This window comes from Streptomyces sp. NBC_00209, from assembly GCF_045206345.1.
Lineage (GTDB): Bacteria > Actinomycetota > Actinomycetes > Streptomycetales > Streptomycetaceae > Streptomyces.
The window spans coordinates 5980404-5995406 of the sequence record NZ_CP108121.1 but is presented as its reverse complement, the minus strand read 5'-3'; the positions used below and the strand labels follow the sequence as shown (position 1 = coordinate 5995406).

At 71.6% G+C, this 15003-nt stretch carries 16 protein-coding genes; 5 read left to right on the top strand and 11 right to left on the bottom strand.

The genetic code is table 11. The features are described from left to right. Nucleotides 1–32: 32 nt before the first annotated feature. The 4 genes from OG867_RS27285 to OG867_RS27270 form a co-directional block, all read right to left on the bottom strand. Nucleotides 33–719, bottom strand: coding sequence for a GNAT family N-acetyltransferase (locus OG867_RS27285; RefSeq protein ID WP_328899290.1), 687 nt, complete (start codon nucleotides 717–719; stop codon nucleotides 33–35). Between the two features lie 102 nt (nucleotides 720–821). Beyond that, on the bottom strand, nucleotides 822–1679 hold the full coding sequence (locus tag OG867_RS27280; RefSeq protein ID WP_406289278.1) for a MetQ/NlpA family ABC transporter substrate-binding protein: 858 nt from the start codon (nucleotides 1677–1679) through the stop codon (nucleotides 822–824). Between the two features lie 71 nt (nucleotides 1680–1750). Next, nucleotides 1751–2419, bottom strand: a complete 669-nt coding sequence (locus OG867_RS27275) for a methionine ABC transporter permease (protein WP_328899292.1) — start codon at nucleotides 2417–2419, stop codon at nucleotides 1751–1753. Further along, nucleotides 2416–3474: an ATP-binding cassette domain-containing protein gene (locus tag OG867_RS27270; protein WP_328899293.1), complete on the bottom strand. Its 1059-nt coding sequence runs from the start codon at nucleotides 3472–3474 to the stop codon at nucleotides 2416–2418. Before OG867_RS27270 ends, OG867_RS27275 begins: the two co-directional genes overlap by 4 nt. Before the next feature lie 573 nt (nucleotides 3475–4047). On the opposite strand from OG867_RS27270, the gene OG867_RS27265 reads away from it, so the two are divergent. Then, a complete protein-coding gene (locus OG867_RS27265; RefSeq protein ID WP_328899294.1) occupies nucleotides 4048–4407 on the top strand; it encodes a hypothetical protein in 360 nt (119 codons plus the stop codon). Between the two features lie 2 nt (nucleotides 4408–4409). Beyond that, nucleotides 4410–4844 (top strand): hypothetical protein, encoded by a 435-nt coding sequence (locus OG867_RS27260; protein WP_328899295.1) that lies wholly within the window; start codon nucleotides 4410–4412, stop codon nucleotides 4842–4844. A gap of 30 nt (nucleotides 4845–4874) precedes the next feature. Here the strand turns inward: OG867_RS27260 and OG867_RS27255 are convergent, their stop codons facing one another. Continuing rightward, entirely contained in the window at nucleotides 4875–5381 is a 507-nt protein-coding gene (locus OG867_RS27255) for a GNAT family N-acetyltransferase (RefSeq protein WP_406289273.1), read from the bottom strand. Nucleotides 5382–5585: 204 nt separating this feature from the next. Further along, nucleotides 5586–6752: a glycerophosphodiester phosphodiesterase gene (locus tag OG867_RS27250; RefSeq protein WP_406289270.1), complete on the bottom strand. Its 1167-nt coding sequence runs from the start codon at nucleotides 6750–6752 to the stop codon at nucleotides 5586–5588. A 234-nt stretch (nucleotides 6753–6986) separates the two neighbouring features. On the opposite strand from OG867_RS27250, the gene OG867_RS27245 reads away from it, so the two are divergent. Further along, nucleotides 6987–7658 (top strand): lysophospholipid acyltransferase family protein, encoded by a 672-nt coding sequence (locus OG867_RS27245; RefSeq protein WP_328899297.1) that lies wholly within the window; start codon nucleotides 6987–6989, stop codon nucleotides 7656–7658. A gap of 59 nt (nucleotides 7659–7717) precedes the next feature. Here OG867_RS27245 and OG867_RS27240 read toward each other — a convergent pair whose 3' ends face one another. The 4 genes from OG867_RS27240 to argH form a co-directional block, all read right to left on the bottom strand. Then, complete coding sequence (locus OG867_RS27240) at nucleotides 7718–9262, bottom strand: MFS transporter (protein ID WP_406289267.1); 1545 nt, start codon at nucleotides 9260–9262, stop codon at nucleotides 7718–7720. Next, entirely contained in the window at nucleotides 9259–9810 is a 552-nt protein-coding gene (locus OG867_RS27235) for a TetR/AcrR family transcriptional regulator (protein WP_328899299.1), read from the bottom strand. The genes OG867_RS27240 and OG867_RS27235 overlap by 4 nt, the downstream gene beginning before the upstream one ends. Before the next feature lie 63 nt (nucleotides 9811–9873). After that, a complete protein-coding gene (locus tag OG867_RS27230; protein WP_406289265.1) occupies nucleotides 9874–10845 on the bottom strand; it encodes an aldo/keto reductase in 972 nt (323 codons plus the stop codon). A 65-nt stretch (nucleotides 10846–10910) separates the two neighbouring features. Beyond that, nucleotides 10911–12383, bottom strand: a complete 1473-nt coding sequence (gene argH / locus OG867_RS27225) for an argininosuccinate lyase (protein ID WP_406289263.1) — start codon at nucleotides 12381–12383, stop codon at nucleotides 10911–10913. A 90-nt stretch (nucleotides 12384–12473) separates the two neighbouring features. Here argH and OG867_RS27220 point away from each other — a divergent pair, with 90 nt between their 5' ends. Continuing rightward, on the top strand, nucleotides 12474–13706 hold the full coding sequence (locus OG867_RS27220; protein ID WP_406289260.1) for a HEAT repeat domain-containing protein: 1233 nt from the start codon (nucleotides 12474–12476) through the stop codon (nucleotides 13704–13706). A gap of 49 nt (nucleotides 13707–13755) precedes the next feature. Next, complete coding sequence (locus OG867_RS27215) at nucleotides 13756–14463, top strand: L,D-transpeptidase family protein (RefSeq protein ID WP_406289258.1); 708 nt, start codon at nucleotides 13756–13758, stop codon at nucleotides 14461–14463. Here OG867_RS27215 and OG867_RS27210 read toward each other — a convergent pair. Next, entirely contained in the window at nucleotides 14460–14996 is a 537-nt protein-coding gene (locus OG867_RS27210) for an arginine repressor (RefSeq protein WP_018103822.1), read from the bottom strand. The two genes, OG867_RS27215 and OG867_RS27210, sit on opposite strands and share 4 nt — an antisense overlap. Between the last annotated feature and the right edge of the window lie 7 nt (nucleotides 14997–15003).

Here is a 15003-nt window from a genome sequence, read left to right as displayed (position 1 = left end):
CCTCCCACGGGGTGCCGGGGCCCCGGCGCCGGTCAGTTCCAGTCGTTGTAGGTGCCGTAGCCGCCGGCGTCGGCGAGTTGCTCGGCGACGCCTTCGAGGTCTTCGGGGAGCAGACCCCAGACGATGAGGTCGGTGCGGATGTCGGTCCATCCGCCGTCCGTGCCGTTCTCGGTCCGGGTACGCGCTATGCGGGCGTTGCGCAGGACGCCCTCGCTGATGCAGCCGAGTTTCTGGGCGACCTGCTGGGAGGCGGTGTTGTCGGCGGCGGTGCGCAGTTCGATGCGCTCGAAGCCCTGGTCGCGGAAGAGCCACTGGGCGACGGCGAGCACGGCCTCGGTGGCGTAGCCCTCGCCGCGGGCCCAGGGTGCGGTGATGTAGTCCGCCTCGGTGGACAGGGTGCGCCAGTCGGTGTTGCGGAGCCGTACGGAGCCGACGAGGCGCTGGGTGAGGAACTCGGTGACGGCGAGGGCGATCCCGTCGCCCTTGGTGCGGTGTGCCGGAGCGATTCTGCGCACCCAGCGTTCGGCGTCGACCTGGGTGTAGGGGTGGGGGGCGTCGGTCCAGGCGGTGACCAGTTCGTCGTTCATCATCTCGATGTACGCGGGGAGGTCCGCCATGTCGAATGGGCGCATCACCAGCCGGTCCGTGCTGATGGAGATGTCCGGGAAGGTGGAAGTCATGCGCAGCTCCATGCCGAAGACCGTGTAAATGCACAGCATGCAGCATCGCGGGGGGCGCGTGCATGGCCGGGTCGGTACGGCGGAGCCCCGCACCCCCCGGGCGGGGTGTGCGGGGCTCCTGAGGCAAGTGCCGTGTACGGGTCAGGACTTGGCGTCACCGAAGGCCGGGACGACCGAGCCCTGGTAGGTGTCCTCGATGAACTTCTTGACCTCGTCGGAGTGGAGGAGCTTCACGAGCTTCTGGACGCGGGGGTCCTTCTCGTTGCCCTTCTTCACGGCGACGATGTTGGCGTACGGGTTGCCGTCGGCCTTCTCCAGGACGAGGGCGTCCTTGGCGGGCTTGAGCTTGGCCTCGATGGCATAGTTGCCGTTGATGACGGCGGCGTCCACGTCGTTCAGGGCGCGCGGAACCGTGGCGGCCTCCAGCTCCTTGAACTCCAGGCCCTTCTTGTCGGTGATGTCGCTCAGTTTGGCGCTGGTGCCGACGCCGGCCTTGAGGGTGATGAGGTCGTTCTCGGCGAGCAGCTGGAGCGCGCGGCCCTCGTTGGTGGTGTCGTTGGGGACGGCGATGGTCTGGCCGGCCTTGATGGAGTCGAGGCTCTTGACCTTCTTGGAGTAGAGGCCGAGGGGTTCGAGGTGGACGGTGCCGACGGAGACCAGGTGGGTGTCGTTCTTCTTGTTGAAGTCTTCCAGGTAGGGCTGGTGCTGGAAGAAGTTGGCGTCGACCTGGCCGGTCTCGGTGGCGGTGTTCGGCAGGACGTAGTCCGTGAACTCCTTGACCTCCAGCTTGAGCCCGGCCTTGTCGGCGAGGTTCTTCTTGACGAAGCCGAGGATGTCGGCGTGCGGCGTCGGGGACGCGGCGACGACGAGGGTCCTGGAGCTGTCGGTGCCGCCGCCGCTCTTGGCGGACGGGTCGGAGTCCGTGCCGCAGGCGGTGAGGCCGAGGGCGAGGGCGGTGGTGGCCGCGGCGGCGGCGGTGATCTTGACGCTGGTACGCACGAAAAGTGCCTCTTTCAGGTGGTGATGGTGGAGCGCCCGGACAAGGAGTGCGGGCTTGGTGGGGAAGGAAGTCAGGAGGTGCGGCCGCGGCGGGCCAGCAGGCGGCCGGAGAGGTCGCCGATCAGCTGGACGAGGGTCACGATGACGATCAGCAACGCGACCGTGATCAGCATGAACCGGTTGTCGAAGCGCTGGAATCCGTACGTGACGGCCTTGGAGCCGAGCCCTTCGCCGCCGACCGCGCCGGCCATCGCGGAGTAGCCGATGAGCACGATGACGGTGGTGGTGATCCCGGAGACCAGGGACGGCAGGGCCTGCGGGAGCAGCACCTTGCGGACGATGGTCGGGATGGAGCCGCCCATCGACTGGACGGCCTCCACGAGCCCGTGGTCGACCTCGCGCACCGCCGTCTCGACCAGCCGGGCGAAGAACGGGATGGCGCCGACGGCGAGCGGCACGATCATCGCGGTGGGACCGATGAAGGTGCCGACGACCCAGGTGGTGAACGGGATCAGGGCGATCAGCAGGATGATGAACGGCAGCGAGCGGCCGATGTTCACGATCACGCCGACGACCTTGTTCACCGGGGTGTTCTGGAGCAGTCCGCCCTTGTCGGTGAGGACGAGCAGGACGCCGAGGGGCAGTCCGACCAGGACGGTGACGAGGGCGGACCACAACACCATGTAGAGGGTGTCGACGGTGCCCTGCGTGAGCAGCGGCTGCATTTCGGACCAGGTCACTTCGCCACCTCCTTGGTGAGCGGTGCGGGTACGGACACGGGGGCGGCGTCTGTGCCGTCGACGAGCTCGGCCTGGAGGCCCTGTTCGCGGAGGAAGCCGATCGGGACGACGTTCTCCTCGAACCGGCCGGGCAGTTCGATGCGCATGCGGCCGATCTGCTTGCCGCCGACGGTGTCCATGGCGGCGCCCAGGATCGAGATGTCGATGTTGTACGTACGGGAGAGCTGCGAGATCACCGGGCGGGCGGCGGCCTCGCCGTGGAAGGTGACGTCCACGACGGTGCGGTCGGGCGCGGAGGCGGTGCCGCCGACGGGGAACAGCTCGTGGGCCAGCTCGGAGCCGGGGGTGGCGAGCAGTTCGCCGACGGTGCCGGACTCGACCACCCTGCCTCCGCGCATCAGCGCGGCGGAGTCGCAGATGGTCTTGACGACGTCCATCTCGTGCGTGATGAGCAGGACGGTGAGCCCGAGCTGCTGGTTGAGGTCGCGCAGGAGCTGGAGGATGGAGCGGGTGGTCTCGGGGTCCAGGGCGGAGGTCGCCTCGTCGGACAGGAGCACCTTGGGGTCGCCGGCGAGGGCGCGGGCGATGCCGACGCGCTGCTTCTGGCCGCCGGAGAGCTGACCCGGGTAGGACGTGGCCTTGTCGGCGAGGCCGACCAGGTCGAGGAGTTCGAGGGCCTTGCGGGAGCGTGCGCGGCCGGTGACGCCGAGGATCTCCAGGGGGAGTTCGACGTTGCGCTGCACGGTGCGGGAGGCCAGCAGGTTGAAGTGCTGGAAGACCATGCCGATGCGGCTGCGTGCCTCGCGCAGCTCCTTGCCGGCCCGGCGGCCCCGGCCCGCGAGGGCGGTGAGGTCCTGGCCGGCCACGGTCACGGTGCCGGAGGTGGGGCGTTCCAGGAGGTTGACGCAGCGGATGAGCGATGACTTGCCGGCGCCACTGCGGCCGATGACGCCGTACACCTCGCCCTCGCGTACGTGGAGGTCGACGCCGTCCAGGGCGGTGACCTCGCGGTCGCGCGAACGGTAGACCTTCGTGAGGCCCGTCGTGGTGATCACAGGGGTTTCCGTCACTGTCGAGTGCGCGGCGCGGTGTCCGCCGGGCACGGGGCATGCGTCCGGGGGTGATCCGGACGTTTTCGATCGGACGTTCCGAGCGGTTTCCCGGGGCGTCCGGGCGCGGCGGTCACCGCGGGCCGGGGGCCCGTGCGGGCGGCCGGGAAGGATCTCGCTTCGGGGCGCGAGGCTCGGTCGTGGGCCCTCAGAAGGCGCGCATTCGACCCATACAACGAGCACCGGGCGTCGTGATCGCCTCGGTCGCAAGGATGCGGCTGCTCGTCGTGGTCATGGGCTCAAGTAAAACAGACGTGAGCTCGCCGCCGGACCGATTGTCCGGATAGCGGACGGTCATGGATGGGCCGCCGCGGCAGTCTCGTATCAGCCGACGCTTTCCAGCCACATCGCTCTGACCTGCGGTGATGTGCTCGTATCGAGCCCGGCCACGCCACTCCGCCGAGGCCCGACAGCCGCTCGCCCTGTGGTCAAGGCCACGATCATGCGCCCCCGCCGCGCTTCCCGCCGCGAATCGGGGGCGCACGCGGGGAGCCCGGCGCGCCGTAATACCCTCGGCTCATGCTCGACGCCCTGACGGTCGCGGTCGCCGCGGCCGCCCTCGCCCTCGCCGCCTGGTGCGGATACGCCGCCTACCGGGACCAGCCCACCAAGGACTGGCACTTCATCGGCATGGCCGTCGTCTCGCTGCTGGCCCTGGCGCAGCTGGTGACGGGGATCGTGCAGCTGGCCCGCGGCGAGCGGCCCGAGCAGGGCATGACCATCTTCATCGCGTACCTCGCCGGGGCGTTCCTCGCCGTGCCGGCGGCGGGGTTCCTGTCGCTGAGCGAGCGGACCCGCTGGGGCTCGGTGACGGTGGCGGCGGGCGCGGTCGTCCTGGCCGTCCTCGAAGTACGGCTCTACGACATCTGGGGAAGCTGACCGTGACCGACACCGACACCACGCAGGCGACGGCCGGCGAGAAGCCGCCCTTCGACCTCGGCACCGGTCCCGGCCGGGTCCTCGTCTGGTTCTACGGCGTGTTCACCGTGGCGGCGGCGTCCCGTTCGATCGTCCAGATGGTCCTGGACTTCGGCCGCGCGCCCCTCGCCTACGTGCTGTCGGCGGTCGCCGCGCTCGTCTACGGCTTCATCACGTACTCGCTGGTGCGCGGCGGCGAGCGGGCGCGCCGGACGGCGCTGGTGTGCTGCGCCGCCGAGTTGGCCGGGGTGCTGATCGTGGGGACGTGGACGCTGGTGGAGCCGTCCGCGTTCGCCGACGCGACCGTGTGGTCGTACTGCGGCCGGGACTACCTGTTCATCCCGGTGATCCTGCCGGTCACCGGGATGATGTGGCTGCGCCGCGCCCGGACCGCGTGACGGCGGGGGCGCGGCGCTCGCACCATACGGCTAGGCGCTGGTCACGTACGCGGTGGGGGCCTGGGCGTCCTTCTCCAGCAGGATCATCATGACCCCGTCGCTTCCCGGGGCGTTGCCCACGGCGGCGTAGCCCGCGCGCTGGTAGAGCCTCAGGTTGCCCTCGCTGCGGTGGCCGGTGTGCAGCCGGAAGCGGGTGGCGGCGCGCTCGTCGGCGAGGCCCGTCTCCGCCGCGCGCAGCAGCCGGGCGCCGAGGCCGTGGCCCCGCAGGCGGGGGTGGACGCAGAGCTTGCCGATCCGGCCGGTGCCGTCCTCGTCGGCCGAGCCCCGGACCGAGCCGACGACCTCGTCGCCGAGCCGTGCCACGTACACCAGGTTGTCCGCGATCTCGGCGTGTACCGAGTCGAGGGTCTGGACGAGCGGGTCGATGCGGTAATTGCCGTACAGCTCCGCCTCACTCTGGAAACAGAGGTACTGCAGCTTCAGAATCTCTTCGGCGTCCCGCACGTCCGCCGCCGAGATGATCACGCTCATGCCCATGTGCGCATGCCTCCCGCTCACCTGATCCGCCGGTTGTCTCCCGCTCCTTTCCCACGGTTCAGGAGCGACAACCTCCGCCGCGAGCATTCTGCGCAGACATCCAAGGCATCGGGAACGGATGGGGCCCAAACTCCCCTGTGACATAGCCAACTCCCCTGCGATGTGACGGGATCGGGGTGCTGACGGGAAGTCGGGCCCGCCGCGCTACTTCTTCGCCGCGAAGTCCGCCGCCACGAGCAGGGCGGTGTCCGGGTTGTCGGAGAAGATGCCGTCGATCCCGGTCGCGAAGTACGCGGCGAACGCGCCGAACGCGTCCCCGTACGCGTTGGGGTCGCTGCCGCGCCGGAAGTCGGCGGGCAGGAAGGTGTTCTCGTTGCGCATCGTGTACGGGTGGAGGACGAGGCCCTGCGCGTGGGCGTCGCGCACCAGGGTGGTGGGCTCGGCGAGCCGGCCGGCGGCGTCCTTGGGGATGATCAGGTCCAGGGTGGGGCCGATGCCCTGCGCGAAGGAGGCCATCCACTTCAGGCCGGCCGGCTTCACCAGGTCGTCCGTGGTGCGCGGGTCGCCGGACACCTCGAAGTCCCAGGGCCTGGTGCCCGTGCCGGAGAGCAGAACGATGCGCGGGGTCGCGACCAGCCGCGCCAGGCGCTGGACGCTGCCGGGCTCGAAGGACTGGAGGATCACTGGGGACTGGGCGCGGTGGCGTCCGTAGCGGCGCAGCAGCTTGGCCAGCGGCTCCTCCAGGCCGAGCCCGAGGCCCCGGAAGTAGGTGGGGTGCTTGGTCTCGACGTACAGCCAGACGGGCTTTCCGCGGCGGCGGCCCTCGCGGTCGGCCCAGCGCAGGACCTCCTCGAAGGTGGGGACCTCCCAGCGGCCGTCGTACAGCGTGTTCTTCTGGCGGTTGGCCGGGATGCGCTCCTTGGCGCGGAGCGTCTTGAGCTCGGCGAGGGTGAAGTCCTCGGTGAACCAGCCGGTGAGGGAGACGCCGTCGACGGTCTTGGTGGTGCGCCGGTTCGCGAACTCGGGGTGCGCGGACACGTCGGTGGTGGCGGTGATGTCGTTCTCGTGGCGGCAGACGAGGTGGCCGTCGCGGGTGGGGACGAGGTCCTGCTCGATGATGTGCGCGCCCATGTCCAGGGCGAGCTGGTAGGAGCCCAGGGTGTGTTCGGGGCGGTAGCCGCTGGTGCCCCGGTGGCCGATGACGGTCGGGACGGGCAGGTCGAGGCGGTGGCCGCCGCGGTCCCCGTGTCCGCCGTTGCGGTCGGCCGCCTGCGCCGTTGTGGTGACGCCCAGGGCGGCGGTTCCGAGGACGGCCGCCCCCGCTCCGATGACGGTCCGGCGGCCCGGCGCGGCCTGCGCACGCTCTGTCATGAATGCTCCTCGCATGTGATGTACGGCACCTGTCGAGCGAGGATCGAGCGTAGGCAGGAGTACGGTCCTGGGGGCGGCACCTGGACGAACATGGCGCGAACACATGTCAACACGGCGTATCGGGTGTGTGAACCCGATGTGCGATCGGGCGGTACCCGCGAGTATCGTCCTCACCTGCATGGACCTTTACAATCCGTGGCCCCGGCCGGCCCGGCCACTACACCGGAGGAAGCGTTGTCCCGTCTCGCACTCATCAAGGCAGTGCTCGGACCGATCCTGCGCCTGATGTTCCGTCCCCGGATGGAGGGCATCGAGAACATTCCGGGCAGCGGGCCGGTGATCCTGGCGGGCAACCATCTGACGTTCATCGACTCGATGATCATGCCGATCTGCTGCGACCGTCCGGTGTACTTCATCGGCAAGGACGAGTACGTGACGGGCAAGGGGTTCAAGGGCCGGCTGATGGCCTGGTTCTTCACGGGCGTCGGCATGATCCCGGTGGACCGGGACGGCGGGCGCGGCGGTGTCGCGGCGCTGATGACGGGGCGCCGGATCCTGGAGGAGGGCAAGGCGTTCGCGATCTACCCGGAGGGCACCCGCTCCCCCGACGGCCGGCTCTACCGGGGCCGTACGGGCATCGCGCGGCTGACGCTGATGACGGGGGCGCCGGTGGTGCCGTTCGCGATGATCGGCACGGACAAGCTCCAGCCGGGCGGCTCGGGTCTGCCCCGTCCGGGCAAGGTGACGGTGCGTTTCGGTGAGCCGATGGAGTTCTCGCGCTACGAGGGGATGGACCGCGACCGCTATGTGCTGCGCGCGGTGACCGACTCCGTGATGGCCGAGGTGATGCGGCTGTCCGGCCAGGAGTACGTGGACATGTACGCGACCAAGGCGAAGGCTGCCTGATCCGCTGACGCATACGTGAGGGCCCGCCCCCGGTCCGGGGGCGGGCCCTCACGCGTGTGTCAGTCGTGCACGATGCCCTCCTCCAGCTCCTGACCGCGGAGCAGGAACCAGGCGGCGACCGCCGTCGCCACGAGGACGACGGCGCCGATGACCGAGGCGAGGTGCAGCCCGTCCACGAACGCGTCCTGGGCGGCGGTGACCATCTCGGTGGCCTCGTGCGGCGGCAGCAGGTGCGAGGACTCCACGGCGCCGCCGAGCGATTCGTGCGCGGCGTCCGAGACGGCGGGCGGGGTGCCGGGCGGGGCCTGGAAGCTCTTGTAGGCGCCGGTCACGATGGAGCCGAGCAGCGCGATGCCGAGCGCCGCGCCGAGCTCGTACGCCGTCTCGGAGACCGCGGAGGCGGAGCCCGCGTGCTCCTTGGGGACGCTGGAGAGGATGACGTCGGACGTCACGGTGAACGCGAAGCCCGCGCCCACGCCGACGATCAGGAGCAGCGCCCCGATCAGCGGGTAGGCCGTGTCCCGGTGGACGGCGGCGACCGCGGCCAGCGCCAGGCCGATCGCACCGAGCCCGCCGGCCACCACGGTCCGTACGGTGAACCGCCGGGCGACCGTGCCCGCCAGCAGGCCCGCGGTGACGGCACCGATGGCGGCGGGCAGTTCGGCGAGCCCGGCCTCCAGGGGTCCGCGGCCCTGGACCAGCTGGAGGAACTGGGAGAGGAAGAAGACGATCCCGGACAGGCCGAGGATGGTCAGCAGGTCGGCCAGGACCGCGCCGGAGAAGCCCCGGTGGTGGAAGAGCCGCATGTCCAGCAGCGGGGCGGGGAGCCGGAACTGACGGCGTACGAACCAGATCAGCGCCAGCAGCCCGGCGACGCCCACCAGGGCGGGGGTCCAGCCCACGCCGTGCGCGGCCATCTCCTTGATGGCGTAGACGACCCCGATCATGCCGACCAGCGAGAGGCCCACGCTCGGCAGGTCCCACGGCCCCGGTGCCGGGTTCTTCGACTCGGGGATCATCTTGATGCCGACCACCACGAGCACCGCCATGACGGGCAGGTTGATCAGGAAGACCGAGCCCCACCAGAAGTGTTCGAGGAGGAATCCGCCGACGACGGGCCCGACGGCGGCACCGGCCGAGGCCATCGCGCCCCAGATGCCGATGGCGAGGCTGCGCTCGCGGGGGTCGTGGAAGAGGTTGCGGATCAGGGCCAGGGTGGACGGCATCAGGGTGGCGCCCGCGACGCCGAGCAGGGCCCGCGCCACGATCATCATCTCGGGCGTGTGCGCGTACGCGTTGAGCACCGAGACCGCGCCGAAGGCGGTGGCGCCGCACAGCAGCAGCTTCTTGCGGCCGATGCGGTCGCCGAGGCTGCCCATGGAGACCAGGAGCCCGGCGATCACGAAGGAGTAGACGTCACCGATCCAGAGCAGCTGGGTGCCGGTCGGTTCCAGGTCCTCGCTGAGGAAGGGGGTCGCCAGGCCGAGCACGGTCGCGTCGACGGCCACCAGCAGCACGGCGAGGACGAGGACGGCCAGCGCGATCCACCGTCCGGGGCGGTACGGATCGACGGGGGGCTCCGGGTGCTCTTCGACGCTGCTCATTGCTCCACGCTCCGGCGTGCACCGCCGAGCAGCAACTCGGCGATCATGTACGGAAAGTCCCGGGCCGCCACCCGGCCCGCCTGAACGGCCCACGCCCCGCTGCCGATGAGCCCGTACAGCGCCTCGGTCAGCCAGGCCGGGGTCAGGTCGATGCGGAATTCGCCGCGCTCCTGGCCGCGCCGGAAGAAGGCGGCGACGCGGGCGTCCAGCCGGTCCCAGCCGGCGTTCTGGTCGCCGTCCTCCCAGAGCTGGTTCTCCGTCACGAGGAACGAGAGCAGCCCGGCGCTCGGCTCCATCGCGCGAACGAACCGGCGCAGCGCCTCCTCACTCGTGCCCTCGTCCATCGCGGCGGCGTCGAGCGCGGCCTCGAACTCCTGGATACCCAGCTCCTCCAACGCCCTGACCAGGGCGTCCCGCCCGGCGAAGTGCCGGTGCAGGGTGGCGCGCCCGATGCCGGCCGCCTTGGCGACCTCGTCCATGGTGGCGGTGGATTTACGGGTCAGCAGGGCGGCGGCACTGCGCAGCACCTGCTCACGATCAAGAGTCATGAGACGACACTAACCCGAATGAGACGTCAATGTCTCATTCGGGTGAGTGTCGTGTCACCGGTGTCAGCTCCAGGGCAGCGAGGCGCGGTGCCGCCAGTACGCCTCCGGCTCCTCGACCAGGGCCTCCAGCCCGGCCCGCCGTTCCTCGTCGAGGACGGGGACGGCCGCGTGGAGGTTGCCGGAGAGCTGGGCGACGGTGGCCGCACCGGAGAGCACGACGCCGGCCCACGGCTGGTGGAGCACCAGGGCCAGGGCGACCGCGTCGCTCCCGAGCCCTTCCTCGTCCGCGATCTCCCGCACGACGGCGGGCGCCTGGTCACCGGCGAGCCGGCCGTTGGCCATGCCCTCCTTGACGATGACGGTGAGCCCGGCCGCGTGCGCCTCGGCGAGGGCGGGGCCCGCCGAGGTCTCCAGCGCGTTGTAGGTGGCCTGGACCGTACGGAAGAGGGGGGCGCCGTCGACCGTGACGGCGAGGGCGGCGAGGATCGCCTCGGCCTGGGAGGGGCCGCTGGTGGAGATGCCGACGCTGACGCCCTGCGCGGCCAGTTCGGCGAGGCGGGCGTGCAGCTCCTTGTCGGAGAGCGCCGGGCTGTCCGGGGTCACCGAGTGGATCTGGTAGAGGTCCAGCCGCTCGCCCAGCAGCGCCGCGGTCTCGGCGCGCTGGCGCTCGAACGCGGCGAGGCTGTGGTCCTTGACCTCGTGCGCCTCGGCGTCGAGGCCCCAGTCGGCGGTGTAGGTGTAGCCCCATTTGCTGCCGACGACGACGTCGTCCGCCTCCGGGTGCGCGGCCAGCCAGCCGGCCAGGAACTCCTCGGCGCGCCCGTAGGAGCGGGCGGCGTCGACGTAGCGGACGCCCTGCGCGTAGGCGGCGTCGAGGAGTTCGTGCGTACGGTCGCGCAGGGCGTCTGGCGAGCGGTCCTGGGGCAGATCGCGGTCGCGGTGGAGGTTGATGTAACCGGGCCGGCCGACGGCGGCCAGGCCGAGCCCGATGTGGGCGGTGGGGGTGGTCGCTTCGGACAGTCGGGCGAACGGCATCGCGGGCTCCTCGTCGTCGGGCAGGACGCGCCTACCCTTCAACGTAGCCCGCGATGCGTTTTCGACTACTTGTGCGCGTCCGCCCAGGCGTGCTGCACGGCCAAGTCCGCCGTGACCTCGGCCAGCTGGGTGGCGACGGCCGAGGGGGCGGTGCCGCCGCGCCCGTCGCGGGAGGCGAGGGCGCCGGCCACGTTGAGGACGGTGCGGACCTCCGGGGTCAGGTGCTCGGAGATCTTCGCGAACTGCTCGTCCGTCAGCTCGTCCAGCTCGATGCCGTGGTGCTCGCACTCCTTGACGCACTCGCCGGCCACCTCGTGGGCGACGCGGAACGGCACGCCCTTCTTGACCAGCCACTCCGCGATGTCCGTGGCGAGCGAGAAACCGGCCGGGGCCAGCTCCTCCATGCGCTCCCGGTTGACGGTGAGCGTCGCCATCATGCCGGTGAAGGCGGGGAGCAGGACCTCCAGCTGGTCGCAGGAGTCGAAGACCGGCTCCTTGTCCTCCTGGAGGTCGCGGTTGTACGCGAGCGGCAGGGCCTTCAGCGTGGCCATCAGGCCCGTGAGGTTGCCGATGAGCCGGCCCGACTTGCCCCGGGCGAGCTCGGCGATGTCCGGGTTCTTCTTCTGCGGCATGATCGAGGAGCCGGTCGAGAAGGCGTCGTGCAGGGCGACGAAGGAGAACTCCTTCGTGTTCCAGATGATGATCTCCTCGGCGATCCGGGAGAGGTTGACGCCGATCATCGCGGTGACGAACGCGAACTCGGCGACGAAGTCCCGGGAGGCCGTGCCGTCGATCGAGTTGCCCACCGAGCCCCGCTCGAAGCCGAGGTCGGCCGCGACCGCCTCCGGGTCGAGCCCCAGCGAGGACCCGGCCAGCGCGCCGGAGCCGTACGGCGAGACGGCGGTCCGCTCGTCCCACTGCCGCAGCCGCTCCGCGTCCCGGGACAGGGACTGCACATGGGCCAGGACGTGGTGGGCGAAGAGCACCGGCTGGGCGTGCTGGAGGTGCGTACGACCGGGCATGGCGACGTCCGGGTGCGCCTCGGCGAGGCCGACCAGCGCGTCCTGGAGGCCGGCGATCAGGGAGCCGATGACGCGGGCGTGGTCGCGCAGGTACATCCGGAAGAGCGTGGCGATCTGGTCGTTGCGGGACCGGCCGGCGCGGAGCTTGCCGCCGAGGTCGGGGCCCAGCCGCTCCAGCAGGCCGCGCTCCAGGGCGGTGTGGACGTCCTCGTCGGCGATGGTGCCGGTGAAGGAGCCGTCGGCCACGTCCGCTTCGAGCTGGTCGAGCCCGGCGATCATCCGGTTCAGCTCGTCCTCGGTGAGCAGGCCGGCCTTGTTGAGGACACGGGCGTGGGCACGGGAGCCGGCGATGTCGTACGGCGCGAGGCGCCAGTCGAAGTGGACGGACGCGGACAGCCGGGCCAGCGCCTCGGCCGGTCCGTCGGCGAAGCGGGCGCCCCAGAGACGTACGTCGCCGTTGCCGTTGCCGTTGCTCACTACGTGCTCCTCGGAAGTGCCACGATCAGTAATGGGCATAACTATGCAGTCCACTGCATGGTTTGTCAAAGCAGGTGCCGGGTGGCCCGGCCGCCGCTACGGTCGGCCTCCGGAACACCTGGGGGGATCATGGACCAAGCCTGGACGACGGTGCGGCAGCTGGCCGACGGCGTGCCGCTGCGCGAAGCGCTCGGCGGGCGGGACTCGGCGGAGTGCTGGGTGGCGCTCGACCTGGCGGTGCGGTGGCTGTCGCCGGAGGATCTTCCCGTGCACGCCCCGCGCGGCGGGCCGTCGCTGCGCTGGGACTGGAACGCCACGCTGCCGACCTTCCGGCGCGCCCGGGAGCGCGCGGCGGAGCCGGAGCCCGCGACCGCCATCGCCCTGTGCCACCCGGACGGGCGGATCCGGGAGGCGGCGCTCGACCGGGTGTCCCGCTACCCGGACCTGCTGCCCCTCCTCGTCGTGCGCTGCGCGGACTGGGCGGCTCCGGTACGCGACCGGGCCCGGGCCCTGCTCGCGGAGGCACCACCTGCCGCGCTCGTCGCGCAGGCGGAGCTGATCCTGCTCCTCGGCCGGCGCGGACAGGGCGTGTTCGCCGTGGAGCTGCTGGGCCGGGCACTGCGCGAGGGCCCCGCCGAGGCCCTGCCCCCGCTGCTGGCGAGCGCCGACCGGGCGACGCGCCGGTTCGCCCACCGCATCGCCGTCGAGCGCGGACTGCTGCCGCCGCTGCGGCTGGCCCGGATCGCCGCGCGCTCGGGGGACGTCGTCCTCCAGGACCTGTGCGCGGAAGCGGCGCTCCGGCAGAGCGATGACAAGGATGTGCTCGACGTCCTGCTGGCGGCCCGCCCGCCCCGCGTCCGGGCCGCCGGAGTCACCGCGCTGCGGCGCGCCGGGCGGTTCGAGGAGGCGCGGGCGCACCTGACGGACCGTTCGGCCGTGGTGCGGGCCTGCGCCCGGTACGTGGTGCGCCAGGGCGGGACCGATCCGCTGCCGCTGTACCGGGCTCTGTGCACCGGCGAGTCCGTCGCGCCGGGCGCCGCCGCCGGGCTCGGCGAGTGCGGCGACCGGAAGGAGGACGCGGGCACGCTGTGGGCCCTGGTCCGCCACCCGGACCCGGCCGTGCGCGCCCAGGCGGTGAACGGGCTGCGGGCGCTGGACGCGGTGCGGCGGGAGAGCCTGACGCCGTTGCTGGACGACCCGTCACCCGCCGTCGTCCGGGCGGCCACCCGGGCCCTGCTCCCCCACGCGGCCGAGTTCCCGGGCCCGTGGCTGCGCGAGCGCGACACCCCGGAGTCACCCCGGGCGGTGCGGGTGGCGGCGCGGCGGCTGCTGCGGGCGGCGGGCCGGCCCTGCGCCGGCTGACGGGACGTTTCGGGGGCGGCCGAACGATGAGCGGCCTAAAGTCCCTGGCATGCGAAGACTTATGACCACCGCCGCTGTCCTGCTGGCCCTCGGCACCGTCGTCGGGGCCGGCCGGCCGCCGCTGGCCACCGCCCCGCTGCCGACCCGGCTCGCCGACACGGGCGGCGGCACCCAGCTGATCACCGCCATGGCGGACTCCACCTCGTCCACCGTCGGCACCCTCACCTGGTGGGACCTGCGCGACGGGAAGTGGGTCGCCGCCGGGACCGCCGCCGCCCGGTTCGGCTCGAAGGGGCTCACCGAGGGCAGCACCCGTCAGCAGAGCACGTACACGACGCCGACCGGTCTCTACGACCTGCCGTACGCCTTCGGGGTCAAGGCCGCGCCCGCCGGCACCCGCTACTCGTACCGGCAGGCCACCACCACGTCCTGGTGGTGCGAGGACAACGAGGCCGCCGCCTACAACCGCTGGGTCGAGCCACTGCCCTCGGACTGCCGGGCCTCGGAGTCCGAGCAGATCACCGCGTACCCCACGCAGTACGCCCGGGCGCTCGTCATCGGATTCAACTACGACAAGCCGGTACGCGGCCGGGGCGCCGGCATCTTCCTGCACGTCAACGGGTCCGGGGCGACCGCCGGTTGCGTCTCCGTACCGGCGGACGCGATGGACCGCATCCTGGCCTGGGCCGACCCGGCCCGCAGCCCGCACATCGCGATCGGCACCGTCGCCGGCGCGACCGCGATCACCGGCTACTAACGCTCGTTCTGCGCCAGCCGCAGCAGATGGTCGGCGAGCGCCTGCCCGCCGGCCGGGTCGCGGCTGATCAGCATGAGCGTGTCGTCGCCCGCGATGGTGCCGAGGATGTCGTGCAGTTCGGCCTGGTCGATGGCCGAGGCGAGGAACTGCGCGGCGCCCGGCGGCGTACGCAGCACCACCAGGTTGGCCGAAGCCTCCGCCGAGATCAGCAGCTCGGCGGAGAGCCGCCGCATCCGCTCCTCCTTGGCGGAGCCGCCCAGCGGAGCCTGCGGGGTGCGGAAACCGCCCTCGCTCGGCACCGCGTAGATCAGCTCGCCGCCGGTGTTGCGGATCTTCACCGCGCCCAGCTCGTCCAGGTCCCGGGAGAGCGTCGCCTGGGTCACGCTCAGCCCGTCGTCGCTGAGGAGCTTGGCCAGCTGGCTCTGCGAGCGCACCGGCTGCCGGTTGAGGATGTCCACGATCCGGCGGTGGCGCGCCGTGCGGGTCTGCGGCACCGAAGGCCCGCCGAACTCGGATTCCTGCGCCTCGGTCATCGTCGTC